This is a genomic window from Janthinobacterium sp. GW822-FHT07H10 (assembly GCF_058798675.1).
In genome coordinates this window covers 281,202-306,632 of the sequence record NZ_JBXAKS010000006.1, presented here as the reverse complement: position 1 = coordinate 306,632, position 25,431 = coordinate 281,202, and the positions used below count along the sequence as shown (strand labels likewise).

General features: G+C 69.0%; 21 protein-coding genes. 8 read left to right on the top strand and 13 right to left on the bottom strand.

Translation table 11 applies throughout. From position 1 onward, the window contains the following. Window positions 1–108: 108 nt before the first annotated feature. Together AC1RDJ_RS16425 and AC1RDJ_RS16420 are read left to right on the top strand one after the other, a co-directional pair. Window positions 109–1,419 (top strand): putative O-glycosylation ligase, exosortase A system-associated, encoded by a 1,311-nt coding sequence (locus AC1RDJ_RS16425; protein ID WP_493028108.1) that lies wholly within the window; start codon window positions 109–111, stop codon window positions 1,417–1,419. After that, window positions 1,416–2,360: a polysaccharide deacetylase family protein gene (locus AC1RDJ_RS16420; RefSeq protein WP_493028107.1), complete on the top strand. Its 945-nt coding sequence runs from the start codon at window positions 1,416–1,418 to the stop codon at window positions 2,358–2,360. Before AC1RDJ_RS16425 ends, AC1RDJ_RS16420 begins: the two co-directional genes overlap by 4 nt. Here the strand turns inward: AC1RDJ_RS16420 and AC1RDJ_RS16415 are convergent. The 3 genes from AC1RDJ_RS16415 to AC1RDJ_RS16405 are packed head-to-tail and all read right to left on the bottom strand — an operon-like array spanning window position 2,269 to window position 7,318. Beyond that, window positions 2,269–4,476 carry an asparagine synthetase B family protein gene (locus AC1RDJ_RS16415; protein ID WP_493028106.1) on the bottom strand — a complete coding sequence of 736 codons (2,208 nt, stop codon included), beginning with the start codon at window positions 4,474–4,476 and terminating at the stop codon, window positions 2,269–2,271. The genes AC1RDJ_RS16420 and AC1RDJ_RS16415 overlap by 92 nt on opposite strands. After that, complete coding sequence (locus AC1RDJ_RS16410) at window positions 4,473–5,711, bottom strand: pyridoxal-dependent decarboxylase, exosortase A system-associated (protein WP_493028105.1); 1,239 nt, start codon at window positions 5,709–5,711, stop codon at window positions 4,473–4,475. Before AC1RDJ_RS16410 ends, AC1RDJ_RS16415 begins: the two co-directional genes overlap by 4 nt. Continuing rightward, window positions 5,708–7,318, bottom strand: coding sequence for an acyl-CoA ligase (AMP-forming), exosortase A system-associated (locus tag AC1RDJ_RS16405; protein ID WP_493028104.1), 1,611 nt, complete (start codon window positions 7,316–7,318; stop codon window positions 5,708–5,710). The genes AC1RDJ_RS16410 and AC1RDJ_RS16405 overlap by 4 nt, the downstream gene beginning before the upstream one ends. 197 nt (window positions 7,319–7,515) lie before the next feature. Here AC1RDJ_RS16405 and AC1RDJ_RS16400 point away from each other — a divergent pair, with 197 nt between their 5' ends. Genes AC1RDJ_RS16400 through AC1RDJ_RS16375 form a run of 6 tightly spaced genes read left to right on the top strand, consistent with a single transcriptional unit; the run spans window position 7,516 to window position 12,277 of the window. Next, window positions 7,516–8,289, top strand: coding sequence for a GNAT family N-acetyltransferase (locus AC1RDJ_RS16400; protein ID WP_493028103.1), 774 nt, complete (start codon window positions 7,516–7,518; stop codon window positions 8,287–8,289). Then, on the top strand, window positions 8,268–8,513 hold the full coding sequence (locus tag AC1RDJ_RS16395; protein WP_493028102.1) for an acyl carrier protein: 246 nt from the start codon (window positions 8,268–8,270) through the stop codon (window positions 8,511–8,513). The genes AC1RDJ_RS16400 and AC1RDJ_RS16395 overlap by 22 nt, the downstream gene beginning before the upstream one ends. Next, a complete protein-coding gene (locus tag AC1RDJ_RS16390) occupies window positions 8,510–9,370 on the top strand; it encodes a hydrolase 2, exosortase A system-associated (protein ID WP_493028101.1) in 861 nt (286 codons plus the stop codon). Before AC1RDJ_RS16395 ends, AC1RDJ_RS16390 begins: the two co-directional genes overlap by 4 nt. Next, window positions 9,367–10,254 (top strand): hydrolase 1, exosortase A system-associated, encoded by an 888-nt coding sequence (locus AC1RDJ_RS16385; protein ID WP_493028100.1) that lies wholly within the window; start codon window positions 9,367–9,369, stop codon window positions 10,252–10,254. Before AC1RDJ_RS16390 ends, AC1RDJ_RS16385 begins: the two co-directional genes overlap by 4 nt. Beyond that, entirely contained in the window at window positions 10,248–11,525 is a 1,278-nt protein-coding gene (locus AC1RDJ_RS16380) for a glycosyltransferase (protein ID WP_493028099.1), read from the top strand. Before AC1RDJ_RS16385 ends, AC1RDJ_RS16380 begins: the two co-directional genes overlap by 7 nt. Next, window positions 11,522–12,277, top strand: coding sequence for a tetratricopeptide repeat protein (locus AC1RDJ_RS16375; protein ID WP_493028098.1), 756 nt, complete (start codon window positions 11,522–11,524; stop codon window positions 12,275–12,277). Before AC1RDJ_RS16380 ends, AC1RDJ_RS16375 begins: the two co-directional genes overlap by 4 nt. Here AC1RDJ_RS16375 and AC1RDJ_RS16370 read toward each other — a convergent pair. The 10 genes from AC1RDJ_RS16370 to AC1RDJ_RS16325 form a co-directional block, all read right to left on the bottom strand. Beyond that, complete coding sequence (locus tag AC1RDJ_RS16370) at window positions 12,264–13,007, bottom strand: hypothetical protein (RefSeq protein ID WP_083411812.1); 744 nt, start codon at window positions 13,005–13,007, stop codon at window positions 12,264–12,266. The genes AC1RDJ_RS16375 and AC1RDJ_RS16370 overlap by 14 nt on opposite strands. Before the next feature lie 22 nt (window positions 13,008–13,029). Next, on the bottom strand, window positions 13,030–13,467 hold the full coding sequence (locus tag AC1RDJ_RS16365) for a DUF6678 family protein (RefSeq protein ID WP_493028097.1): 438 nt from the start codon (window positions 13,465–13,467) through the stop codon (window positions 13,030–13,032). Continuing rightward, window positions 13,467–14,702, bottom strand: coding sequence for a formate-dependent phosphoribosylglycinamide formyltransferase (purT, locus tag AC1RDJ_RS16360; RefSeq protein ID WP_083411813.1), 1,236 nt, complete (start codon window positions 14,700–14,702; stop codon window positions 13,467–13,469). Before purT ends, AC1RDJ_RS16365 begins: the two co-directional genes overlap by 1 nt. Window positions 14,703–14,833: 131 nt before the next feature. Next, window positions 14,834–15,331, bottom strand: a complete 498-nt coding sequence (locus AC1RDJ_RS16355) for a VOC family protein (RefSeq protein ID WP_071326466.1) — start codon at window positions 15,329–15,331, stop codon at window positions 14,834–14,836. Window positions 15,332–15,437: 106 nt separating this feature from the next. Beyond that, a complete protein-coding gene (locus AC1RDJ_RS16350; RefSeq protein WP_493028096.1) occupies window positions 15,438–16,886 on the bottom strand; it encodes a TolC family protein in 1,449 nt (482 codons plus the stop codon). After that, a complete protein-coding gene (locus AC1RDJ_RS16345) occupies window positions 16,876–18,219 on the bottom strand; it encodes an HlyD family type I secretion periplasmic adaptor subunit (protein WP_493028095.1) in 1,344 nt (447 codons plus the stop codon). The genes AC1RDJ_RS16350 and AC1RDJ_RS16345 overlap by 11 nt, the downstream gene beginning before the upstream one ends. Next, window positions 18,216–20,411, bottom strand: coding sequence for a type I secretion system permease/ATPase (locus tag AC1RDJ_RS16340; RefSeq protein WP_493028094.1), 2,196 nt, complete (start codon window positions 20,409–20,411; stop codon window positions 18,216–18,218). The genes AC1RDJ_RS16345 and AC1RDJ_RS16340 overlap by 4 nt, the downstream gene beginning before the upstream one ends. Window positions 20,412–20,500: 89 nt before the next feature. Next, window positions 20,501–23,539, bottom strand: coding sequence for a calcium-binding protein (locus AC1RDJ_RS16335; protein ID WP_493028093.1), 3,039 nt, complete (start codon window positions 23,537–23,539; stop codon window positions 20,501–20,503). Window positions 23,540–23,879: 340 nt separating this feature from the next. Continuing rightward, the gene (locus tag AC1RDJ_RS16330; protein WP_493028092.1) at window positions 23,880–24,533 is read right to left on the bottom strand and encodes a DUF6000 family protein; all 654 of its coding nucleotides are present in this window, start codon (window positions 24,531–24,533) and stop codon (window positions 23,880–23,882) included. Further along, window positions 24,530–25,423 (bottom strand): LysR family transcriptional regulator, encoded by an 894-nt coding sequence (locus tag AC1RDJ_RS16325; RefSeq protein ID WP_493028091.1) that lies wholly within the window; start codon window positions 25,421–25,423, stop codon window positions 24,530–24,532. The genes AC1RDJ_RS16330 and AC1RDJ_RS16325 overlap by 4 nt, the downstream gene beginning before the upstream one ends. Window positions 25,424–25,431 lie beyond the last annotated feature (8 nt).

Sequence of the window (25,431 nt, the reverse complement as noted above, 5' to 3'; positions counted from 1 at the left end):
ACAGCGCACGAAACCAGTGTAACCAGCCTGCCCGCCAGCCCGTTGACCGGCATCAAGACCCGGTCCCAGGGCGCCGGCGGCAGGAGACAACGAGGAGCGTCCCCCTTCATGCGCGACATCATCGTCACCATCATCATCCTGGGCTCCCTGCCCTTCATCCTGAAGACGCCGGCCATTGGCGGCCTGATGTGGGTCTGGGTCAGCGTGATGAATCCGCACACGCAGGCGTGGGGCTTTGCCACCCATTTGCCCTTCGCCTTCATCATCGCCATCACTACCATGCTCAGCCTGGTGATGACGCATGCGCCCCGCAGCCTGCCGCTGACGCCCGTCAGCGTGCTGCTGCTGCTCTTTACGGCGTGGATGAACGTCACGGCGCCGTTCGCGCTGCTGCCCGAGCCGTCGTGGGAGCAATGGAACAAGGTCATGAAGATCATGCTGATGAGCTTTGTGGTGATGATGGTGATACGCACGCGGCAAGATATCGTGCGCCTCGTGTGGGTGCTGGTGGGCTCGATCGGCTATTACGGCGTGAAAGGCGGCATCTTCACGATTCGCAGCGGCGGCACGGAGCGCGTGTGGGGGCCGGAAGAAACGTTCATCGGTGACAACAACTCGCTGGCCCTGGCCCTGATCATCACCATCCCGCTCATGTATTACCTGCAGCAAAACACGGACAGGCGCTGGCTGCGCCACGGCTTGTCGGCGGCGATGCTGCTGTCGGCCCTGGCCGCGCTGGGTTCGTATTCGCGCGGCGGCCTGCTGGCCATTGCCGCCATGGGCCTGTTCATGTGGCTGAAAAGCGACCGCAAGCTGGTGCTGGGAGCGCTGCTGTGCCTGGTCGCTCCCCTGCTGCTGGCCTTCATGCCCGAGCGCTGGAGCGAGCGCATGGACACCATCCACAGCTACGAGGACGACGTCTCGGCCATGGGCCGCCTGAATGCCTGGCGCATGGCCTACAACCTGGCGCGCGACCGCTTCTTCGGCGGCGGCTTCGACGTCTCCGAGCCGGTCGTCTTCGCCCGCTATGCGCCGAATCCCATGGACGTGCACGCGGCGCACAGCATTTACTTCCAGGCGCTGGGCGAACATGGCTTCGTCGGCCTGGCCATCTACCTGGCGCTGGGCATCGCCACCTGGCATACGGCCGCCGTGATCATCCGTTTGACGCGCGGCAACGCCGAGCTGCGCTGGGCACACGGCCTGGCCACCATGAGCCAGGCCAGCCTGATCGGCTTTGCCGTGGGCGGCGCCTTTCTCAGCCTGCTGTATTTCGACATGCCCTACTATTTGATGGCCGTGCTGATCGCCACGCGCATCGTCGTCGAGCAGCATGCGCGCGACCACGCGCCGCTGGCGCACCGCGCCAGGCCCAGGGCCGTGGAGAAGGCAAAGACTTCCGTCGCGGAGCAGCCATGACCGCCATGACGCCCTCCCTGTCGATCCTGATCTACCACCGCGTGCTGGCGCGGCCCGACCCCCTGTTTCCCGGCGAAGTCGACGCCATGCTGTTCGAGCGCCAGCTGCGCCTGCTCAAGCGCTTCTACACGCCGCTGCCACTGGCCGTGGCCGTGCGGCGCCTGCAGGATGGCAGCCTGCCCGCGCGCGCCGCATGCATCACCTTTGACGATGGCTATGCGGACAATGCGCAGGTCGCCCTGCCGCTGCTGCAGCACCACGCCATGCACGCCACCTTCTTTATCGCCACCGGTTATCTGCACGGCGGGCAAATGTGGAACGACAGCGTGATCGAAGGCGTGCGCCACGCGCCCGGCCCCAGCCTTGACTTGCACGCATATGGCCTAGGCAAGCTGCCCATCGCCAGCCTGGCGCAGCGGCGCGCCGCCATCGCCACCTTGCTGGGCCAGCTCAAATACCTGCCCTTCGCCCAGCGCCAGTGCCTGGCCGTGCAGGTTCGCCGGATGGCGGGCGCCACCATGCGCCGGCCGCAGATGCTCAGCACTGAACAGCTGCGCCGCCTGCACGCGGCCGGCATGGGATTGGGCGCGCACACGGTCAGCCATCCTATCCTGGCCACCCTGTCGCCGCGCGCCGCGCGCCTCGATATCGCGAATGGCAAGCGCCAGCTCGAGGAATTGATACAGGCGCCCGTCACCCTGTTTGCCTATCCGAACGGCAAGGCAGGCCAGGACTACGGCGCGGCCCACGTGGAGATCGTGCGCAGCCTGGGATTTACGGCGGCCGTCGCCACGGACTGGGGCGTGGCCCGCCCCCATGCGGGACTCGACATGCTGCAGCTGCCCCGTTTTACGCCGTGGGATCGAGGACGGCTGGCGTTTCTGTGGCGCATGCGGCAAAACCGTGCGCAAGCGCACCGAGCGCAGCCGGATGCTGGCTGAGCCACTGCTCCAGCATCAGCAGCAGCCACACCATGGTGCCGTGATAGGCCGGATGCTCGGCCAGCAGCCTTCCCTGCAAGTCGTCGATGAAGGCGGGCCGCACGATGCCGCGCCCACGCAGCTGCGTCAGGTTATCGAAGGCGAACTCGCGCAGCGGCGCATGGCTGTGCAGCCACAGGCCGAATGGCAAGCCGAAGCCGTGCTTTTTCTTGCGCACGATGGCCGGCGGCAGGATGTCCGCCAGCGCCCGCTTGAAGAATGGCCGCAGCCGCATGCCGTCGAGCTTGTCGCGCGGCGCCAGGCGCGCGGCAAACGCCACCATCGCGTCGTGCAGGAAGGGAAACGCCGCTTCCACGCCGGCCAGCTCGCACGCCTTGCGCACCTTCAACAAGTCGTTGTCGGCCAAAGTAAAGCGCATGTCCAGTGCCAGCAACTCGTTGATCTGGCTCAGGCCCAACCCCTGGCGCTGCCAGTACGCGCCGTTCAGGCAGCCGGACGCCATGCCGGGGTCGATGGTATCGATGAAACCGTCCTCGAGCACCGTGCGGTGGCCATGGCACAGCAGCAGGTTATGGCTGTCCAGGCGCGCCGGCAAGGGCATGCTGGCCTGTTCGATATAGCGGCGCGCCTTGTCGCCCAGCCGCCACGGCCGTTCCACGCGCCGGCGAAACAGCAGCGGCTCGATGATGGCCTGGCGCAACATCGCCGGCAGCCGCTCATAGCCGGACAGCAAGGCCTGGCGCGCGTAGCGTTCATTGCCGCCAAACAATTCGTCGCCGCCATCGCCGCCCAGCAGGCGCGTCACGCCATCGTCGCGCGCCATCTGCGCACAGTAAAAGGCGGGGATGGCCGAGGCATTGCCGAATGGCTGGTCGAATACGGCCGCCATGGCGGGTATCGCGGCCAGCACGTCGTTTGGCGTCACGTAGCGCTCATGGTGGATGCTGCCCGCATGACGGGCGGCCAGGCGCGCGTAGGCCATCTCGTCGTAGCCGGGCGCGTCGAAGCCGATCGAATACGTGCGCGCCGGCCGGCCCGTCACCTGGCCCACGACGGCGGCCACGGTGGAACTGTCGGTGCCGCCGCTGAGAAAAGCGCCCGTGCTTTCCCCATCCGCGCCCAGGCCCGCTTCCACGGCCTGGCGCAGGGTGCGCAGGAATTCCTGCTTCTTGCCCGCAAAGCCCGTGTGCGCCAGCGCGTTTTCCTGGAAGTCGAGCTGCCAGTAGCTGCCCTTGCATTGCCGGCCCGCGCGCACGTGCAGGTATTCGCCGGGCAGCAATCGCTGCTGGCCCAGGTAGGCCGTGGCGGGAGCGGGCACCATGTGGAAGAACAGATAGTGGTACAGCGCTTGCGGATCGAGGGCGCCGCGCACGGACGGATGGGCCAGCAAGGCATCGTGCGAGGAAGCAAAGAACAGGCCGTGCGCATTGCTCGTGTAGCTGAGCGGGTGGATGCCGGCCCGGTCGACGGCCAGCAGGGCCGCGCCGGAGCACGCATCGACGATGGCCAGCGCGAACGGCCCGGACAGGCAGGCGCAGGCGGCCGCGCCCCGGCTCAGCCACAGGGAAGCGAGGCGGCGCGCCACGTCGTCCGTCGAACCATCGAGCGCGGGCCGGCCCCAGATCGCCACCTGCAAGCCCTCCTGCTGGTGCAGGTGGCGGCTGCCGTCGATGGCGGCCACGGCCACGGCGCCCGCCTCGCCCGCGCTGGCGGCCAGGGGCGCCGAGTCAAAACGCGACAGCGGCGCGGCCATGCGCGACAGCGCCGCCGTCGCCACGGCATCGGCCTGGGTAGCCGCTGCGGCGCCGGACAGGCCAGCGCCGGCAGGTTCGGCTGCCGGCTGATCCGCCAGGCGGCCATCCGCGCCAGAGCCAAGGCCGGCTTGCCGGCCGGCAGCCATATGCTGCGCGGCCGGCGACGCGGCCCCAGCCATGGCGGCGGCCGGCACGGCGCCAGCATCGCCGCTGCCGCAGGCGGCACTGGCAACGCGGTCATTCGCCACGCCAGCGTCAGCATCGGTGCCATCATGCGCATGCGCGTGGTCCGCATGGGCGGCACCCGGCGCGACATTCCCGCCCACCCCGCCCAGTGTCAACCAACCGCACAGGCCGCTCATACGAGCACCTCGGCCGGCAGCGGATGGCCGAGGAAGGCCGTCGGGCTGGCCGTCAAGCCATACGCGCCCGACTGGAACACCACCACCAGATCGCCTTCCTCGGCGCGCGCCATCTCCATCTGGTCGGCCAGCAAGTCGAGCGGCGTGCACAGGGGGCCGACGACGGACGCCAGCTCGCGCGCGCCGCCGCGCAGGCGGTTGCCGATGGCGACCGGGTAATTCTTGCGTATCAGCTGGCCAAAATTGCCCGAGGCGGCCAGGTGGTGGTGCAAACCGCCATCCGTGACGAGAAACACCTGTCCATGCGATACCTTGCGCTCAAGCACCTTGCACACATAGATGCCCGCCTCGGCCACCAGGTAGCGGCCCAGTTCCAAATTCAGGCGCGCTCCGGGCGCCGCCGCGCCCAGCTTGTCAAGCTGCAACTGCAAGCCGGCGGCCACCGGTTCCAGGTCCAGCGGCTGTTCACCGGGAAAGTACGGCACGCCGAAGCCGCCGCCGATATTCAGCACGCGCAAGGGGCCGGGCGCGCACGGCGCCAGTTCCAGCGCCAGTTGCACGCTGTGCTCCTGCGCCTCGGCCAGGGCCACGCCCGACAGGTTTTGCGACCCGGCGTAGATATGAAAGCCGTGAAAGTCCAGCCCCAGCTGGCCGATGCGCCCCAGCAGCGCCGGCACGAGGGACGCATCGACGCCGAACGGCTGCGCGCCGCCGCCCATGCGCATGCCCGTGCGGCGCAAGGCGAAGTCGGGATTGATGCGCACGGCCACCCGGGCCGCCAGGCCCAGGCGTTCGCTGGCCAGTGCCGTCCTGTCCAGCTGCGCGCGCGATTCCACATTGACCAGCACGCCCGCCGCCACGGCGCGCGCCAGTTCCGCATCGCTCTTGCCCGGCCCCGCAAAACTGATGCGCCCGACCGGCATCGTCGTATCGAGCGCCGTCGCCAGTTCGCCGCCCGACGCCACGTCGATGCCGTCCACCAGTCCCGCCAGCAGCTGTACGACGGCCGGCATGGGATTGGCCTTCATCGCGTAATGCACATGCACGCCAGCCGGCAAGGCGGTGCGCAGTTCGGCCACGCGGCGCACGATATGCGCGCGTTCATACGCATAAAATGGCGTGCCGCCCACGCGCTGCGCCAGCCGGCGCAAGGGTACCCCGCCCACTTCGAGCATGTCGTCGGCCACGGCGAACTGGCGCAAAGCCGCATGCGACGGCAGTCCGGGCGCGTTCATGCGCCTGCTCCTGTTTGGACCGCATACGCGCGCGCCAGTTCCTTCGCCAGCAGCGGACGGTCGATCTTGCCGTTCGGATTGCGCGGCAAGGCGCCGTCGCGGATATCGACCCACAGCGGCACCATATAACTGGGTAGCCGGGCGCGGCAGGCGGCCAGGACGGCGTCGCGCAGCAATTCCACGCCTGGCGCCCGCGTGACGAGCAAGGCGATGGCCTGGCCCAGCACGGCATGCGGCACGCCCAGGGCGACCGCCTCGCCCACCAGGCCGCTCGCATACACGACTTCCTCGATCTCGGCCGGGCTGACGCGATAGCCCGACGTCTTGATCATGTCGTCGCTGCGGCCGACGAAATACAGATAGCCGTCCGCATCGCGGCGCACGGTGTCGCCCGACCAGACGGCCAGCTCCGGCAGCACCAGCCCGCTGGCCTGCGGCGGCAACGGCTTGAAGCGCTCGGCCGTGCGCGCCGCGTCGTTCCAGTAGCCGAGCGCCACCAGCGCGCCACGGTGCACCAGTTCGCCTGGCTCGTCGGGCGCGCAGAGGCTGCCATCGGGACGCAGCACCAGCACTTCCGCGTTTGGGATGGCGCGTCCGATGGAATCGGGACGCCGCTCCAGCTGCTCGGGCGCCAGATAGGTCGAGCGGAACGCCTCCGTCAAGCCATACATCAGGTAGACCTGCGTGCGCGGCAAGGCCACGCGCAGCTTGTCGAGCGTTGTTTTCTGCATCACGCCGCCGGAATTGGTGATGTAGCGCAAGGGCGTGGACAAGGGCCAGCTCAGCTGCGACAGCTGCACCCACAGGGGCGGCACGGCGGCCAGGCCCGTGATGGCTTCCTGCTCCACGGCTTCGACGATGTCGCGCAGCAGCAGATAATTCATCAGCACGGCGCAGGCGCCGCTGGCAAAGGCCGTCGTCAGCTGGCTCAGGCCATAGTCAAAACTGAGCGGCAGGACGCACAGGATGCGGTCCCGCGGCGTGTTGTGCAAATACCCCGACACGCTGAGGGCGCCCGCCATCATGTTACGGTGGGACAAGACCACGCCTTTCGGACTGCCCGTGCTGCCCGAGGTGTACAGGATGGCGGCCATGTCCGTGTCGATCACGGCGTGCGGCGCCGCTACGTCGCCTTCATGCTGCGCGGCCGCCTGCAGCGCGGCGTTCCAGGACAGCAGCCGCAGGCGGCCCAGGGCCGATTCCAGGCCGGGTTCGCCCACCAGCAATACCGCCTGCAAGTCCGGGCAGGCGGCCAGCGCCGGACCCAGCTGCGCCAGGCGTTCGCGCGACGTGACGAGGATGGCCACGTTGCAGTCGGCCAGGATGTACGCCACCTGGTCCGGCTTGAGCAGCGGGTTGACGGGCACGAACACGCCGCCGGCCGCCGCCGCGCCAAACATGGCGCTGACGTTTTCCGGGCGCTTTTCCAGATAGACGCCGACCCGCCCGCCGCGCGCCAGGCCCAGGGTCAGCAAGGCCCAGGCGCAATCGCGCACGGACTGTTCCAAAGCGCCATAGCTGGTTTCCTCGCCCTGCCACGACAGGGCCGGCGCCCCGGGGGCGCGCCGCGCCGTCTCGCCTATCAGCTCGTGTATCAGTGTTGCCATCGTCTCGCCCCCTGGTCGGCATGCTCGTGCATGTATCCCCTATGATTGGGATAAACGGACCCAGCGGTCTTGATTTTTATCAAGTAACGGCTGCAGTGTGACAGTTGCCATAACACTTGAGGCGGCGCAAGACCCGCGCTGGCCGCTGCGCTCTAATGGACAGCGTTGGCTGCATAGCCGCCCCATCCGTGATCGCCATGGCCTTTCTGCCCGATTCCCGCCCGTTGCGCCGCCTCGCCGCCAGCATACGCCAGCTGGGCTGGCGCGACAGCGCCTGGCTGGCCGTGGCGCGGCTGCTGGCGCGCGCGCCGGGCGGGCGCTGCGCGCTGCACCGCTACCAGTTCGTCGCGCAAGCCGTGGCGCCCGGCTCGCTGTGCCGTGGCCGCGGGCGCGCCATCACGGTCACGCCCTGCCTGGCGGAAGCGGACTTGCCGCCCGGCCCCATGCGCCGCCCCGGCGCGCTGCGCGAGCGCTACCGCCAGGGCGCGCAATGCCTGGTGGCCCGCGCCGCGCCGCAGGAACCCGGCGAAGCGCCCATGGCCGGCTGGCTGTGGCTGCTGCGCGACGGCTGCCTGGAAGACGAGGTACGCGCCCGCTATGCGCTGGCCTCGCCCGAATCGGCGTGGGACCTGGACGTGTGGGTGCATCCGCAGCAGCGCGGCGGCCTGGTCTTCGCCCGCCTGTGGGAAGAAGCCAACGCGGTGCTGCATGCGCAGGGCGTGCGCTGGTCGTGCAGCCGCATCTCGCGCTTCAACCGCGCTTCGCTGGCCGCCCATGCGCGCCTGGGCACGCACGCGCTGGGTACGGCCACCTTCTTGCGCTGCGGCGGCTGGCAATGGATGGCCGCCAGCCTGCCGCCCTATCTGCACCTGTCGCGCCATGCCGGCAGCGTTCCCCGCCTGGCGTTCGACACCAGCCGCCTGCCCCACTACCCTTCCCTGGAGCTGACATGCCGCATCTTGAAGCAGTAAAGCGCATCCTCGACACCACCCTGTGCCTGAACGGCCGGGCGCTGGAGGCGCACACGCCGCTGCTGGGCAGCGTGCCCGAGCTCGACTCGATGGCCGTGATCGGCGTCATCGCCGCGCTGGAAGAGCATTTCGGCATCGAGGTGGCCGACGAGGATATCCACGCGCGCCATTTCGCCACCGTCGGCACCCTGCACGATTTCGTCTTTGCAAAGCTGCGCCGATGAGCCATACCGTTTCCGCGGCGCTGCCCCTGCTGCCCTTCTTCATGCCCGCCAGCGGCGGCCAGCGCTATTGTTTGCTGCACCTGCCCGCGCCGGGCCAGCCCGTGCGCGGCGGCATCGTGTACATCCACCCGTTCGCCGAAGAGCTCAACAAGAGCCGCCACGTGGCCGCCGCGCAGGCGCGCGCCTTCGCCGCCGCCGGCTACAGCGTGCTGCAGATCGACCTGTTTGGCTGCGGCGACAGCAGCGGCGACTTCGGCGAGGCGCGCTGGCCCATCTGGCACAACGACCTGCACCTGGCTTGCGCGTGGCTGGCGCAGCGCGTCGACGGGCCGCTGACGCTGTGGGGCTTGCGCCTGGGCGCCCTGCTGGCGCTCGATTTCGCCAGCCGCGCGCCGCTGCCCGTGGCGCGCCTGCTGCTGTGGCAGCCCGAGCTCGATGGCCGGCGCTGCATCGACCGCTTCCTGCGCCTGCGCCTGGCGCGCCGCCTGCTGGCCAGCGGCGCCCAGGAAGCGCCCGGCCATGCGCGCGCCGAACTGGCCGCCGGCCGGCCCGTGGAAGTGGCGGGCTACCTGCTGGCGCCCGCGCTGGCGCACGCCATCGACGACGTCGATGCCGGCGTGCTGGCGCCGCGCGTCCCCGTCTACTGGCTCGACTACCAGAGGCCGGAGCAGGCGGGCGCGCCATCCGTGCCGCCGCTGGCGCGGCAATGGCGCGACCACGGCGCCGCCATGCACGTGGCCACCTTCGGCGACGGTCCGTTCTGGCACAACGGCGAACTGCTCGCGTGTCCGCAACTGCTGGACGCCACGCGGGCACTGTGCCGCGACTGGCTCGACGGGGAAAGGATGGCGCCATGAAGCGCGATGACACCGGCCTGCAGGCCGTGCACCAGCTGGCCCTGCGCTTTCGCAGCGCGGCCGACGGTGTCGATGCCGACGCCGATGCGCAGGCGCGCCTGGTCGGCATCCTCAGCCTGCCCGCCGCGCCGGGGCCGCGCGGCGTGCTGATCGTCACGGGCGGGCCGCAATACCGGGTCGGCAGCCACCGCCAGTTCGTCCTGCTGGCGCGGGCGCTGGCGCAGCTCGGCGTGCCCGTGCTGCGCTTCGACCTGCGCGGCATGGGCGACAGCGAAGGCGCGCCGCGCGACTACCGCGCCGCCGGTCCCGACATCGCCGGCGCGCTGGCGCAATTCTTCGACGCCGTGCCGGCGCTGCGCGAGGCGGTGCTGTGGGGCTTGTGCGACGGCGCCACGGCGGCCGCCTGCCATGCACCGCGCGACGCGCGCATCACAGGCCTGGTCTTGCTCAACCCGTGGGTGCGCAGCGGCACCGGCCTGGCGCGCGCCACCCTGCGCCATTACTATCTGCCGCGCCTGCTGCAAGTCGCCTTCTGGCGCAAGCTGGCCGGGGGCGGAATGCCGCTGGGCGCCAGCCTGGCCTCGCTGCGGCAGGTGACGGCCGCCACGCGCGCCGCCGCGCCGGAGGAAAGCGATGCGCCCGCGCCGGCGCTGCTGCGGGCGCTGGCGCAGTTCCAGGGCAAGGTGCTGCTGATCCTCAGCGGCGACGACCTCGGCGCGCGCGAGTGGCAGGCCCTGTTCGATGGCGATCCTGCCTGGCGCGCCGTGGCCGCGCGCGCGCAATGGGCGCAGGCGCAGGTCGACGGCGCCAACCACACGTTCGCCAGCGCCGCCTGGCGCGCCGACGTCGAGCAGCTGTGCGCGCGCTGGATCGCCTCATGGTAGCGTCCACGCCGAAACGGGTGCTGATGGTGGCCTACCATTTTCCGCCGCTGGCCGGCGGCAGCGGCATCCTGCGCACCCTGGGCTTTGCGCGCCACCTGCCCGACCGCGGCTGGCAGCCGCTGGTGCTCAGCCCCAGGCCATTCGCCTACGCGCAGCAGGGAGCGTCGCAGCTGGCGCAGATCGGCGCGCACACCACCGTGCGCCGCACCCTGGCGCTGGACGCGGCGCGCCACCTGGCCATCGGCGGGCGCTATCCGCGCTGCCTGGCCCTGCCCGACCGCTGGAGTTCCTGGTGGCTGAGCGCCGTGCCGGCCGGCCTGCGCCTGATCCGCCAGTACCGGCCCGACGCCATCTGGTCCACGTATCCGATCGCCACGGCGCACCTGATCGCGATGACCTTGCAAAAACTCAGCGGCCTGCCGTGGATCGCCGACCAGCGCGATCCCATGCTCGACGACAGCGACGCGCTGGCGCCGTATCCGCCCGAAGCGCGCCTGCACCGCATGCATGCGTGGATCGAACAGCACATCGCGGCGCGCAGCGCGGCCATCGTCTGCACCACGCCGGGCGCCGTGGCCGCGCACCGGCGCCGCCTGGCGCACGTGGCGCGCGGGCGCTTCACGCTGATCGAGAACGGCTACGACGAGGATGGCTACGGCGCAGCAGGCTTGCACGGGCCGCGCGGCCACCACAGCCGCTTCCTGCTGCTGCACAGCGGCGTGATCTACCCGTCCGAGCGCGACCCGCAGCCGCTGTTCGAGGCGCTGGCCCGTTTACGCCTCGACGGCACGCTGCACGCGCGCAATTTCCAGCTGCTGCTGCGCGCCACGGGCCACGATGCATGGCTGGCCGGCCTGCTGCGCAAGTACGGCATCGACGACCTGGTGACCCTGGCGCCGCTGCTGCCGCACCAGGACGCGCTACGCGAAATGCTGGCCGCCGACGGCTTGCTGCTGCTGCAGGCGGCCAACTGCAACGGGCAGATTCCCGCCAAGCTGTATGAATACCTGCGCTGCCGCCGGCCGGTCCTGGCCCTAACCGACCTGGCCGGCGACAGCGCGGCCAAGCTGCGCCACTGCGGCATCGACACCATCGGCCAGCTGGCCTCGAGCGGCGACTGCGCGCGCGCCCTGCTGCGCTTCCTGGAACTGGCGCGCCAGGGCCGCGCGCCGCTCGCCAGCAGCGACGCCATCGCCCTGCAATCGCGGCAAGCCCGCTGCAACGCCCTGGCCGAGTTGCTGGACCAGGTCAGCCACAGGAGTCCACCATGAAGCGTCTGTCCATCGCCTGCGTCCTCGCCGCCTGCTGCCTCGGCGCCATGGCGGCCGAGTGCCCGCCCTACGTCAAGCACACGCCGGGCGGCGACTACACGAGCGCAGAAGACCGCGCCGGCCTGGCCGTGGTCGAGAACTACCACTTTTCGCGGGCCGTGGAAACGCTCACGCACGGCATGACGGGCAGCCTGGGGGCCGACATCAGCTACACGCTCGAGCACTTCCCGAACCACCACCGGGCGCTGGCCTCGATGGCGAAGCTGGGCTTGCGCCAGAAAAGCGCGCAGCCGGGCGGCGCCCGCTACACGGTCAGCTGCTTTTTCGAGCGCGCCATCGCCTACGCCCCGCACGACGTGACGGCGCGCATGGTGTACGGTAACTACCTGCTGGCCACGGGCCAGGACACGGCCGCGCTGGAGCAGCTGGACGCGGCCAGCCGCCTGGCGCCCGAGCAGGCCACCATCCAGTACAACCTGGGCCTGATGTATGTAAAAAAGAAGGAATACGAGAAGGCAGGCGTCCATGCGCACAAGGCCTATGCGCTGGGCTTTCCGCTGCCGGGGCTGAAGAACAAGCTGAAGGCGGCCGGCAAGTGGCGCGAAGCGCCGGCGGCGCCGCCCGCCACCGAAGCGGCGTCCGTGCCCGATGCCGTGGCGCTGCCCGCCAGCGCCGCCGAACCGGCGGTGGCGCCGGTCGAGCCGGTAGCGCCGGTGGAGGAAACCGTACCGGCGCCGCCTAGCGGGGCATGACGGCCGCGCGGCCAGCCACGCTCAGATGGCCCGCCGGCGACGCGGCCAGCGCGGCAGCCAGGTCGCGGCGCGACTGCGCCTTGTCGTCGGCCTCGCTGATGAAGGCCAGTTCCGCCGGCTGCAGCACGGTGGCCGTCAGCAGCAGCACTTCGCCATACGGCGTATCGAACGATGGCGGAATCGTGCTTGCCGCCTGGTGCAGCAGCACGCCCACCTGTTCGTTCTCGTCTTCCAGTCCGGCCGGCGCATCGCGCAGGTCGAGCACCATGGAGACGCTGCCATGGCGCTGCAGCAGCAGGTCGATGGAGCCGTGATCGGCCACGTTCTGGCTCACCTGGTAGATCAGGTCGAACAGCCAGGAGCGCGACACGTCCGCGCCGTCGAAGGCGGCCAGCGGCGCTTCCACGCACACTTCCAGCAGATGGCCGCGCGGCACGAAGACGTCGTCGTCATCCTCGAACGGGTCGCTCAAGCCATCGCTGGCGAGGAGGATGGAGCCAGGCCGGCGGATCACGCGCCAGGCCTGGCGCAGCGACGGCCAGCGCGGACCGCCCATGAAGGCAGGGTTGATCGCCGGCGCCAGCACGTCGGCGTCTACCGTGCCCAGCGTGGCATAAAAAGCGTCGCGCGCGGCGCAGGCCGCGGCCAGCATCTGCGCGCCCGCTTCCTTGCCGACGACGGCGTCGTCCGGTTGCGGTACTTGCGGGATATCGTGTTCGTTGTCTGTCATGCCTATGCTCTTTGCTTATTAATTAGTCAGCAGGTGGAAAGTCATCATAACTGCGCGGCAAGTAACCCCAGATGCGCGCCACCCTGTCACGCACCTCGAAATCGAAGCCGATGCGTTCCAGCTCCGGCACGATCCACGCGCCATGGTCGATGATGGTCTTCGGCAGCAGCATGCCCACGTGTTCTTCCGAGTACAGGCCGATGTCGAACCACTCCACGCCCATGAAGGGAAACGGCGGGTGGTAATCCCATTCCGTATCCCAGCGCGAGACAAACCCGGAGACGGAGCCATAGCGGTACGACGGCACCCAATCGGTCCGTCCGCGCATGAAGGCCAGCAGTTCGTTCCACTTGCAGTCGTTGGCGGCGCCGGCCAGGTTGCGCCGCGCGATGTGGCCGCGCAGCTTGCGCTTGATGTCGTCGCCGCCGGCGTCGGCCAGCGGCAGGCCGGGGTCGGCCATCAGCGGGCGACCGGCTTGACTTTCGAGGCGGCCAGCACGGCCCGTTCGCGCGCCGTGGCAATATCGTCGGCCGTGGCCAGCGCCACGCCCATGCGGCGGCGCGCGAACGATTCAGGCTTGCCGAACAGGCGCAAGTCCGCGCCCGGCACGTTCAGGGCGTCCGCCACGCCTTCGAAGGCGATGCCCTTCGCTTCGACCTGGCCGTAGATGACGGCCGAGGCGGCCGGCGAGCGCAGCGCCACGTTGACGGGCAGGCCGAGGATGGCTTTGGCGTGCAGCTCGAATTCGCTCTGCACCTGGCTGGCCATGGTGACCATGCCCGTGTCGTGCGGACGCGGGCTCACTTCCGAGAACCACACCATGTCATCCTTGACGAACAGCTCGACGCCAAACAGGCCCAGGCCACCCAGGTTGTCCGTCACCTTGCGCGCGATCTCGCGCGAGCGCTCGAGGGCCAGCGGCGCCATGCGCGCCGGCTGCCACGATTCCACGTAGTCGCCCTGCACCTGCAGGTGGCCGATCGGCTCGCAGAACTGCGTTTCAATGTGGCCCGAGGCGCCCACGGCGCGCACGGTCAGCAGGGTGATTTCGTAATCGAAGTCGATGAAGCCTTCGACGATCACGCGGCCCGTATCGACCCGGCCGCCGCTGGCCGCATACGCCCACGCCGTTTCCACGTCGTGTGCGCCATCGAGCTTGGACTGGCCCTTGCCCGACGAGGACATCACGGGTTTCACCACGCACGGGAAGCCGATTTCCTGGCACGCCAGCTGCAATTCCTGCAGGCTGCTGGCGAAGCGGTACGGCGACGTGGCCACGCCCAGGGTTTCGGCCGCCAGGGTGCGGATGCCTTCGCGGTTCATCGTCAGCACGGCAGCGCGCGCGTTCGGAATGCAGGTGATCTGCCCGGCCGCTTCCAGCGCGGCCAGCGTATCGGTGGCGATGGCTTCGATTTCCGGCACGATCAAGTCCGGCTTTTCCAGCTCGATCAGGGCGGCCAGCGCCGCGCCGTCGCTCATGTCGATCACGTGCGAGCGGTGCGCCACCGGGTGGCCCGGCGCGTTCGGATAGCGGTCGACGGCGATCACTTCCACGCCCAGGCGCTGCAGCGAGATGATCACTTCCTTGCCCAGCTCGCCGGAACCGAGCAGCATGACCTTGATGGCGGTGGAAGACAGGGGCGTGCCGAAGGTGCGGGGCGCGATGGTGCTGCTGGTAAGGGTGCTGGTCGTCATGGCGGTTCAGTCAGGCGGTGGAAAGATGGCTGGGACTATAACAAATGCCGGCCATCTTGGACAGGGCGCGCGACTGCCGTGCGCCCGCACGCGGACGCACTCCCCCCTGCGAAACCTGTCCGGCGGGCAAGCTAGCCCGCGTAGGCGCGCTTGATCTGCTCGATGTCGATCTTTTTCATGCCCATCATAGCTTTCATCACGCGCTGGGCCTTGACGGGATCGGGATCCGTCAGCAGCCGGATCATGATGGTGGGCACGATCTGCCACGATACCCCGAACTGGTCCTTGAGCCAGCCGCATTGCTGGGCTTCCTTCGGCCCCCCTTCGGACAACTGCTTCCAGTAATGGTCGACCTCGTCCTGCGTCTCGCAATTGACCTGGAACGAGATGGCTTCGGAAAACTGGAACAGGGGGCCGCCGTTCAAGCCGGTAAACGTCTGCCCGTCCAGCTCGAACGCCACCGTCAGCACGCTGCCCGGCTCCTGGCCGTGGATTTCCCTGCCTTCCTCGCCATAGCGCAGGATTTGCCCGATCTTCGAATTGGGAAAAATCCCCGTATAAAACAGGGCCGCCGCCTCCGCATGGCCGTTGAACCATAAACACGGGGTAATCTTTTGAACGCTGTGCATGATGTCTCCCTTGGTCAAAATAGCAACACCTCCCCGCGCGGGAAGGACCAGCCCCAATATAGACATTTTCACACCGCCGTGGCGCGCACTAGCCGCCCCGGGATGGCTAGTGCGGCGCCTCCCGGCCCGCGATGGCATCGCGCCCCAGGATGCCGGCGCTGGCCAGCAGGCGCAGCCGGGACGCGCGCCATTCCGCCTGGCAACGGACGCGCTCCTGCCGCGCCTCGAGCAGCGCGGACTGCGTGGCCAGCATTTCCAGGATGTCGGCCGCACCGAGGCCGAACTTGCGCTGCACGCTGGCCAGCGCTTCCTGCGCCGCATCCTGCCACGCCTGCGCCGCCGCCAGGTTCCCCAGCGCCGTGCCAGCTTCCGCATGCGCCTTGACGAGGTCCATCAGGGTCTGCTGCTGCGCTTCCTCGGCCTCGGCCTGGCTTTGCTCGGCCTGCGCCAGCGCGCCGCGCACCTTGTAGTTGCGCGCAAAACCGTCGAACAGCGGGATGCTCAGCGACACGCCGACCAGCGTTTCGCGCGTCGCGGCCGGCGACAAGCCCTGGTTCGGACGGCCATTCTGGTAGATATTCGCCGTCAGGTCGATGCTGGGGCGGCCCTCGGAACGCGCGATGGCCACCCGTTCGCGCGCCGCCTGCAGGCGCGCCTGCGCCGCGACGATGGCCGGATGCCGCTGCCGGGCCATCGTCAGCCAGGCGTGCAAGTCGTCGCGCAGTCCCGCCGTCGCGCCGCCGGCATCCGCCTCCTCGTTCAGCACCACGTTCGTGCTGGCCGGCAAACCGAGCGTGTAGACGAGGACTGCCCTGGCCTTGCGGTAATCGCCTTCGGCGCGGCTGGCGCCCAGCGTCGCCTTGGCCAGGGCGCTCGCCGCCTGCAGGGTGTCGCTGTGGGAACCGAGCCCGCGCTGCGCCCGACGCTGCGTGGCCGCCACCGTTTCCTCGGCCAGGGCCTGGTATTCCTGCCGCACGCGCACGCCGGCCAGCGCCGTCTGCGCATCGAAATAGGCGCCGATCACGGCTGCCAGCGTCCGTTGCAGCACCGCGTCGCGGTTAGCCAGGGCCGCATCGAGCAGCGCGCCGGCCGCACGCTGGCCCGCCGCGCGGCCGCCGAAATCGAACAGGCGCCAGGACAGGCTCAGCGAGCCGGTATTGCTGCTCAAGCTGCTGGCGCCCGTGCGTGAACCGGGATAGGCCGTGCGGTCATGCACGCGGCTCACTCCCCCGTTCACGGTGGGCAGGTAGGCGGCCCTGGCCTCGCCCAGGCTGGCCGCCTGCAGCTTGATGCCGGCCCAGGCGCCGTGCACCTGCGCGTTGTGGCACAGGGCCAGGTCGACGGCCGCCGGCAGGGTCAGCGGCGCGGCCTCGTCGTAGGCGGGCGGACACGGCGCCACGCCCAGGTCGCCCGGCAGCGGCAAGCCGCCCGCCGGCACGGCCGGCTGCGCGCGCAGCGGGTCGTCCAGCTGCCCGGGGAAATCGCCGGCCTGTACCGAAACGGCGCTGAAAAGCAAGCCGGCGGCGATGGCCATGGCGCGGCCTCTAGCGTTCATGCAGGGCCTCCTTCTGGTGCCGCACCAGCGGCGAGAGCACGTATTCGATCACCCTCCTCGTCCCCGTCCGGATCTCGGCCCGCACCGCCATGCCGGCCGACAGCGGCACGCGCCTGCCGTCGATGACGATGGCCGGCTGCCGCACGCTGATCTTCACCGCATACACGAGGCCCTTCTTCTCATCCTCGATGGCGTCGCGCGAGACGCTCTTGACGACGGCCGGCACGGTGCCGTATTTCGTGTAGTCGAAGGCGTCGACCTTGATGGCGACCGCCTGCCCCGCCTGGACGAAGCCGACGTCGCGGTTGTCCAGCACGGCGTCGATTTCCAGCGTGCTGGCGCGCGGCACGATCTGCATCAGCGCCTGCGCGGCCGGCACCACGCCGCCCAGGGTATGCACCTTGAGCTGCTGCACCGTGCCGTCGACGGGCGCCGTCAGGCGCAGCAGGCTGCCGCGGGCACCGGCGCGGCGCGCATCCTGGCCGCTGGCGGCCGCCACCCGCGCGCCCTCCGTCAGCGCGTCGTACGCGTCTTTCCTCGTTTGCGCCAGCAGGGCCGCGCGTTCGCTGCGGGCCGATGCCAGCTGGCCGGCCAGGTCGATGCGCGCCTGTTCCTTGTCCAGCCACGCGTGTTCGGACACGTCGCGCGCCTGGGCCAGCGCCTGGTAATCGCCGGCGCGCTGCGTGGCCAGCGGCAGCGCCTGGGCGTAGCGGGCGATTTCGCCGTCGAGATGGGCGAGCCTGGCGCGGAAGCTCGCGTACTGGCCATCCACGTGCGCCTGCGCGGCCGCGCGGTCGGCGGCGGGGATATCCCTGAGCGGTCCCAGCACCGGCGGCGTCAGCGTGCCGATGGCGGCGATCAGCGCGCGCGAGCGGGCCACCTGCAGCGCGGCCGCCACGGCGTCGCCGACCGCCTTGTCGCGCTCGGCGTCCGGGCCACGGCTGTCAAGTTCAATCAGCAGCTCGCCCGCCTGCACGGCCTGGCCTTCCTGCACATGCAGGGCGCGCACGGCCGCCACATCGACGGAGGCGATGGTCTTGGTATTGCCGGAAGGAATGACCTTGCCGGCCGCATTGACGATGATGTCGACCCGGCCGAAGACGGCCCACAGCACGACGCAGGCGACGAGCAGCATCAGCACGCGCGCCGTGACGCGCAGCGACGGCGACACGGGCCGCTCCTGCAGCGCCAGCGCGGCCGGCAAAAAGGCCGCCTCGTCCTCGCTCAGCACGGGGCCGCCCAGCGAGGCGCGGATGCGCCAGCAGTGCCGCAACACCTGGCCGTAGCGCTGCAGCAGCTCGCCATACGCGGCGAAACGGTGGCCGGCGCTCATGCTGCGCTCCCCGCCGCGCCCTGCTGCAGGCTGTACAGATGGGCGTAGATGCCGCCCGGCTGCGCCAGCAGCGCGTCATGGCTGCCCACCTCGGCCACCTGGCCCCGCTCCATGACGACGATGCGGTGCGCCTCGCGCACGGCCGACAGGCGGTGGGCGATGATCAGCACGGTGCGCCCGGCGCAGATGCCGCGCATATTGTCCTGGATGATCTTTTCCGATTCGTAGTCGAGCGCGCTCGTGGCTTCGTCGAAAATCAGGATGCGCGGATTGGCGATGAGGGCGCGGGCGATGGCGATGCGCTGGCGCTGGCCGCCCGACAGGCCCGTGCCGTGCTCGCCCACGATGGTGTCATAGCCTTCTGGCAACTCGCAGATGAACTCGTGGGCGCCCGCCAGTTTCGCCACGGCGATGACGGCTTCCATCGGCAGCGCCGGGTCGCTGAGGGCGATGTTGTCGCGCACGGAGCGGTTGAACAGTATGTTTTCCTGCAGCACCACGCCGATCTGGCGCCGCAGCGAGGCCGTGTCGATGACGGCGATATCCTGCCCGTCGACCAGCACCTTGCCCCGCTCGGGGAGGTAGAGGCGCTGCGCCAGCCGCGTCAGGGTGCTCTTGCCGGAACCGGAACGCCCGACGATGCCGATCACCTCGCCCGGCGCGATGCGCAGCGACACATCGCGCAGCACTTCGGCCGCGTCGGGCCGGTAGCGGAAACCCACCTGCTGGAATTCGATGGCGCCGGCGATGCGCGGCATGCGCGCCTTCTGGCTGCCCGCTTCCGTGCGGGCGTTGAGGATGTCGCCCAGGCGGCTCATGGAGATGCCCACCTGCTGGAAATCGTTCCACAGCTGCGCCAGGCGCAAAATCGGCGACGCCACCTGCCCGGCCAGCATGTTGAAGGCGACCAGCTCGCCCACCGTCATCTTGCCGTCGATGACGAGAATGGCGCCCCACCACATGATGGATGCCGTCACCAGCTTGCTGACGAGGGTGACGCCGCCGCCGGCCAGCATGCCGATGTGGCTGGCCGACAGGCCCGCCGAGACATAGCCGGCCAGCTGTTTTTCCCACTGCTGCTGCCAGCGCGGCTCGACGGCCATGGCCTTGACCGTGTCGACGCCGCTGATCGTTTCGACAAGGAAAGACTGGTTTTCCGCGCTGCGGTTGAATTTATCGTTGAGGCGCGCGTGCAGGATGGGCGTGAGCAGCATCGACAGCGCCGCGTAGACGGGAATCGAGGCCAGCACGACGACGCTCAGGGTGGCGCTGTACCACAGCATGGCGGCGATGAAGATGAAGGAAAACAGCACGTCCAGCACCAGGGTCATGGCGTTGCCGGTCAAAAAGGAGCGGATGTTTTCCAGTTCGTGGATGCGGGCCACGGAATCGCCCACGCGGCGCGCCTGGAAGTAGGCGATCGGCAAGGCCAGCAGGTGGCGGAACAGGCGCGCGCCCAGTTCCACGTCGATCTTGCTGCTAGTACGGGCGAAAACATAGGTGCGGATGGCGCCGAGCACGGCTTCGAAGACGATGGCGCAGACAAGGCCGATGGCCACCACGTGCAAGGTCTGCATGGCGTGGTTGACCAGCACCTTGTCCATCACCACCTGGAAAAACAGGGGCGTGGCCAGGCCGATCAGCTGCAGCACGAAGGAAATCAGCAGCACTTCGCCCAGCAGCCTGCGGTATTTGACGATGGCGGGGATGAACCAGCTGAAGTCGAAGCGGGCCGTCTCGCCGGCATAGCTGGCCTTGCTGGTGAAAAAGATCAGTTCGCCCGTCCAGGCGGCGAGGAATGCGTCGCGGCCGAGGATTTGCGGCGGCTGGCCCGGATGCTGGATCAGCACCTTGCTCACGCCGTCATCGCCCGTGTCGACTTTGCCAAGGATAAAGAAGCGGCCAGCCGTATCGATGGCGATGGCCGGCAGCGGCGCCTGCGCCAGCCGTTCGGGCGCCTGGCGCACCAGCCTGGCCGTCAAGCCCAGCTGCCTGGCGGCCAGCACGATGGTTTGCCGCGTGAACACGGTCTGGCCAAAGGCATGCCTGAGCTGCGCGCCGTCGGCGGCGACGCCGTGCAGGCTGGCCATCAGCAGCAGCGACAGCAAGCCCGTGTCGGGCGGCGCGCCTGTCTCGGCGGTTGCGGTGGGTGGGGCGTGCGGCGTATCGTTGCGGTATGGGAGTGCGGTCATCGGGCGATATCAAAAAGTCTATGGCGCAGCCAGGCCGGGCATGCGACCCCGGCCTGGCTGCGTGATGGTGAAGCTAGCTGCTCACGCTATCAGCGCGCCGCCGCCAGCTGGATCTGCGTGGCAGCGCCGCCCTGGGCCTGCCAGTGCGCCGAGGCCGACGCCGGCACGGCAAAACCGGCCATCGCCTGCACCAGCTGCGCGGAATCGGCTTGCAAGGCGCCGTAGCCGCCCTGGCTGGCGGCAAGCGCTTGCTGAGGGACGCGCCAGTTCTGCGCCATGGCCGGCGCCAGGCTGGCGGCCGTGCCGGCAGGCAAGGTCAGCTGGCCGACCGGCGGCGGCGTCAGGCCCGCCATGGCCTGCACGAGGTTTTGCACATTGGAGCCCAGCAAGACGCGGCCATCGGCCATGCGGAATTCCTCGATGCGCACCGGCGTGTCCGCATACCAGTTGTTCACGGTGATCTTGTCCGTGGTGCCGATGGTGCTCACTTCCAGGTGCGCGCCCGCCTGGCGGAACCACAGCTGTTCGGCACTGACGCCGGCCAGGAAGGACACGACGTCGTGGCTGCCCGCCCCCACCACCTCGGCGATGATGTCGGCGCCGTCGCCGCGGCCAAAGATATAGGTATCGTTGCCCAGCGCGCCAGCCAGCGTATCGTCGCCCTTGCCGCCCTGCAAGGTGTCGTTGCCGAGGCCGCCAGCCAGGATGTTCTTGATCTCATTGCCGATGAGCACGTCATCGAATTTGCTGCCGATGACAATATTGAAATTGGCCAGCACGTCGGCGCCCGGACGCCCGACCATGGGGCCGCCGACCGGTGCGAAGGCGGCCGTCACGCCTGTCGTGGCGCTGGCGTAATTGAGCGTATTGCCGGCGCCACCGCCGTCGAGCACGTTGCCGCCAGCGGTTTCCACATAAAACATATTGCTCGTGTAGGCGCTGCCCGTCACCGTCAGGCCGGCCGCGTTCAGGCGCACGATCTCGACGTTGTCAGCCACCTTGTAATTGACGCTGGTGTACACGGTATCGCTGCCGCCATTGCCCCGCTCGACGATGAAGTCGTCGCCGTGGTTGACGTAATACGTGTCGTCGCCGCCCAGGCCTTCCAGCAGGTCGGCGCCGGCCGCGCCGTTGATGATATCGGCGCCCGTCGTACCGACAAAGTGCTGTCCGGTCGGTTGCGTGGGGCCGTTGAAGTGCCAGGCCTGGGCCAGCGCGGGCGCCAGGGCGGCGGCCGTGCCGGCCGGCAGGGTCAGCTGGCCCAGCGGCGGTGGCGTCAGGTTCGCCATCGCCTGCACCAGCAGCTGCACGTCGACGCCGCGCATGACGTGGCCGGCGGCCGTGCGGAATTCCTCGATGTTCGGCACGGCCGCGTTCCACGAACGGATGGTGATCTTGTCCGTCGTGCCGATGGTGCTCACTTCCAGGTCCGCGCCCACCTGGCGGAACCACAGCTGGTCGATATTCACGCCGGCCAGGAAGGCGATGGCGTCGTAACTGGCGTCGGCGGACGCTTCGGCGATGATGTCGGCGCCGTCGCCGCGCGCAAAGACATAGGTATCGTCGCCGAGGCCGCCAACGAGCACGTCATCGCCCTTGCCGCCTTGCAAGGTATCGTTGCCGAGTCCGCCGGACAGGGTGTTGGACAGTTCGTTGCCGGACAGCACATCATCATAGGCGCTGCCTTCCACGCGGCCGATGTTGAGCAGCACATCGCTGCCCGGGCGTGGCGCGGGGTTGTCGTTGCTGGAGATCATGCTGGCCGTCACGCCGGCCCTGGCACCCGCATAGGTGGCCGAAACGTTCGTTCCGATGCCGCGCAGCACATTGCCGCCGGCGACATCGACGTGGAATACGTTGTCGTTGCCATTGCCCGTCACCGTCAGGCCGGCCGCGCTGAGATGCACCTCTTCGATGTGGCTGGCCAGGGAGTAATCGACCGTCGTATACACCGTGTCGCGGCCGCCACCGGCCTGTTCGATGACGACGTCGCCGCCATGGTTGACATAGTAAATGTCGTCGCCCGCCAGGCCCGCCATCACGTCGGCGCCGGCCGTGCCCTTGATGATGTCCGGGTTTGCCGTGCCGACAAAGGCGCCATTGCTGGGCTGGTTCGGTCCCTCCGTGCGCCAGTTCTGCGCCAGCGCCGGCGCCAGGATGGCGGCGATGTTGGCCGGCAGGGTCAGCTGGCCGGCTGCTGGCGGCGTCAGGCCCGCCATCGCCTGCACCAGGTTTTGCACGTCGCGCCCCAGCAGCACGCGGCCGTCGGCCGTGCGGAATTCCTGGATGCGCAGCCCCGTTCCCGCATACCAGCCGTTGACGGTGATCTTGTCGGTGGTGCCGATGGTGCTTACTTCCAGGGTCGTGCCCACCTGGCGGAACCACAGCTGGTCGGCGCCGACGCCGGCCAGAAAGGTAACGACATTGCGGCTGCCCGCCTCCTCCACCTCTGCAATGGAGTCGGCGCCATCACCGCGGGCAAAGATATAGGTATCGTCGCCCTGCATGCCGGCCAGCAAGTCGTCGCCCTTGCCACCGCGTAAGGTATCGTTGCCATAACCGCCGACGAGGGAGTTCCTGAGCTCGTTACCGGTCAGCACGTCGTCGAACTTGCTGCCGACGACGTTGCTGAAATTGACGAGCACATCGCTGCCCGCCGGTGCCGTCGGGGCGCCATTCACCGCCACCAGGCTCGCCGTCACGCCCACGCTGGAACCGAGGTAATTAACCGAGTTGCCCGTGCCGCCGCCATCGAGTACATTGCCGCCGGCCACGTCGACATAAAAGAAGTTATTGGTGTTGGCGCTGCCCGTCACCGTCAGGCCGGCGGCCGTGAGGCGTACATTTTCAACGTTGTCAGCCACCGTGTAATTGACGCTGGTATACACGGTATCGGTGCCGCCGTTGGCCAGCTCGACGATCACGTCGCCGCTGTGGTTGACGTAATACGTGTCATCGCCGGCCAGGCCTTCGAGCACGTCGGCGCCCGTGGAGCCGTTGAGCACGTCCGCGTTCGGCGTGCCGGTGTAGCGCTGCGGGGCCGCCGCGATACTGTTCAGGTAAGCCTCGAGGGCGGACACACCGTCACCCGCAGCGGTGGAATTTTGCGATGCAGATTGTTGAGTCATGTTGCAGTTTCCTGTCGTTAAACGTCAAAACCATGATGGAATATGTCGGCGCAAGCTGACATGCAAGGCAAAAGTCCCGGCCGCCGCCACTTGCAGTCCAGCGTGCACCTTCAACGGTCCGGCACTTTCGGCGCATGGACGGCGCGCGGTTGAGCGTCGCCTCGCATGCACCCCCTACTGACGTTCGGACGCAAGAAACACTGTTATTTGTCATGCAAATGTCACACTGCACGCAGGTGGACGGGGGAATGGCAGGAGTGGCAGGAATGGCAATGCCGGGCCAGCCTGTGCGGCCGGACCGGGGCACGGTGGCGATGCGGGGGAGAAGGAAGCGGGCTACTTACTTGCCAGGCGCTGCGGCCTGCAAGGCGCGCAAGGTGGCCATGCGGGATGTAAATGCCGCGAGCGCCTCGTCCAGTGCCAGGCCGGGCCTGCTGGCCGCGAAATTGGCCCAGGCTGGCGCATGCCGCGCCGCCGCGTCGGTGCCGTTCTTGTCGTCAAGATAGGCGATGGCGGCCATCGCCTGCGCCTGATCAAAGTGCAGCTGCGGCTGGCGCAAATAATGTGCGAGATAGCGGTGCAGGTAGGCGCGGCTGTCCGGCGTGTCGAAAGCGGCCAGCGCCAGGCAGTAGGCGCTGCCCGCATAGCACACCTCGCTGGCCAGCAGCAGGCCGCCCAGCTGCGCCGTGAAGGCGGGCCGCTCCTTCAATGCGGCCAGGTAGGCGCCCGCCGTGCGGCTGCGCCAGTCGAACTGGCCCAGCAGGCGCGCAATGACGGCGTCATCGGCCTGCGCCAGCCGGCGCGCGCACGCCTGCGCCTGCGGCTGGTGCAAGCCCATGTACAGGGGCCGCACCCAGTCGTCGCGCAGCGCCGGCGTCAGCGGCGCCGGCGGCGGTAGCGGCATGCCAGAAGCATCGCCGAACGGATGCGCGTGGCGCACGGTGGCGCCCGCCACGTGACGCTGCAGGTCGGTCAGGCGCGGATCGTCGCTCAAGGCCAGGCTCCAAAAGTACGGTTCTGAAATTGTTCTACCAGGAAATCGATGAACACGCGCAGGCGCGGCGGCATGTGGCGGCTGGCGGGCCACAGCAGCCAGAAGCCCGTTTGCTGCTGCGTGTGCTCATTGAGCAGGCTGATCAACTGCCCCGCCGCCAGTTCGCGCTGCGCGGCAAACGCGGGCAGGTAGGCGATGCCCTGTCCCTGCACGGCCAGGTGGACGCGCATTTCCACGCTGTTGCAGACCATGCCCGGCGCCGGCGCCGTGCCTTCCATCGTCAACGGCCACTGTTCCAGCCTCCCCGTGGCGGGAAAGCGGTAGTGCAGGCGCTGGTGCTGCGCCAGATCGGCCGGATGGCCAGGCTGGCCATGGCGCGCCAGGTAGGCGGGCGAGGCCACGAGCAGGCGGCGAAACGTGCACAGTTTGCGCCGCGTCAAACCCGAATCGTCGAGCTCGCCCGTGCGCACGGCGGCGTCAAAGCCGTCGCTGACGATGTTGACGAGCGCATCGGAAAAATCGAGGTCGAGTTCGATGGCGGGATAGGCCAGCATGAAGGCGGCGATGACGGGCTCGAACAAGCCGCTGTAGCGCGGCAGGCTGATGCGCAGGCGTCCGCTCGGCGCGCCGGTGGATTCGCCCAGTTCGCGCTCGGCCGCTGCCACCTCGGCCAGGATGCGCTTGCAGCGGGCGAGGAATTTTTCGCCCTCGTCCGTCAGCGCCAGGTGGCGCGTGCTGCGCTGGAACAGGCGCGCGCCGAGCCGCGCCTCCATGCGCGCCACGCTCTTGCCGACGGCCGATGACGACAAACCCAGCAATCGGCCCGTGGCCGAGAAACTGCCGCTGTCGGCCACCTGCACGAACATGGCGATGCCGCCCAGACTATCCATATCACGCC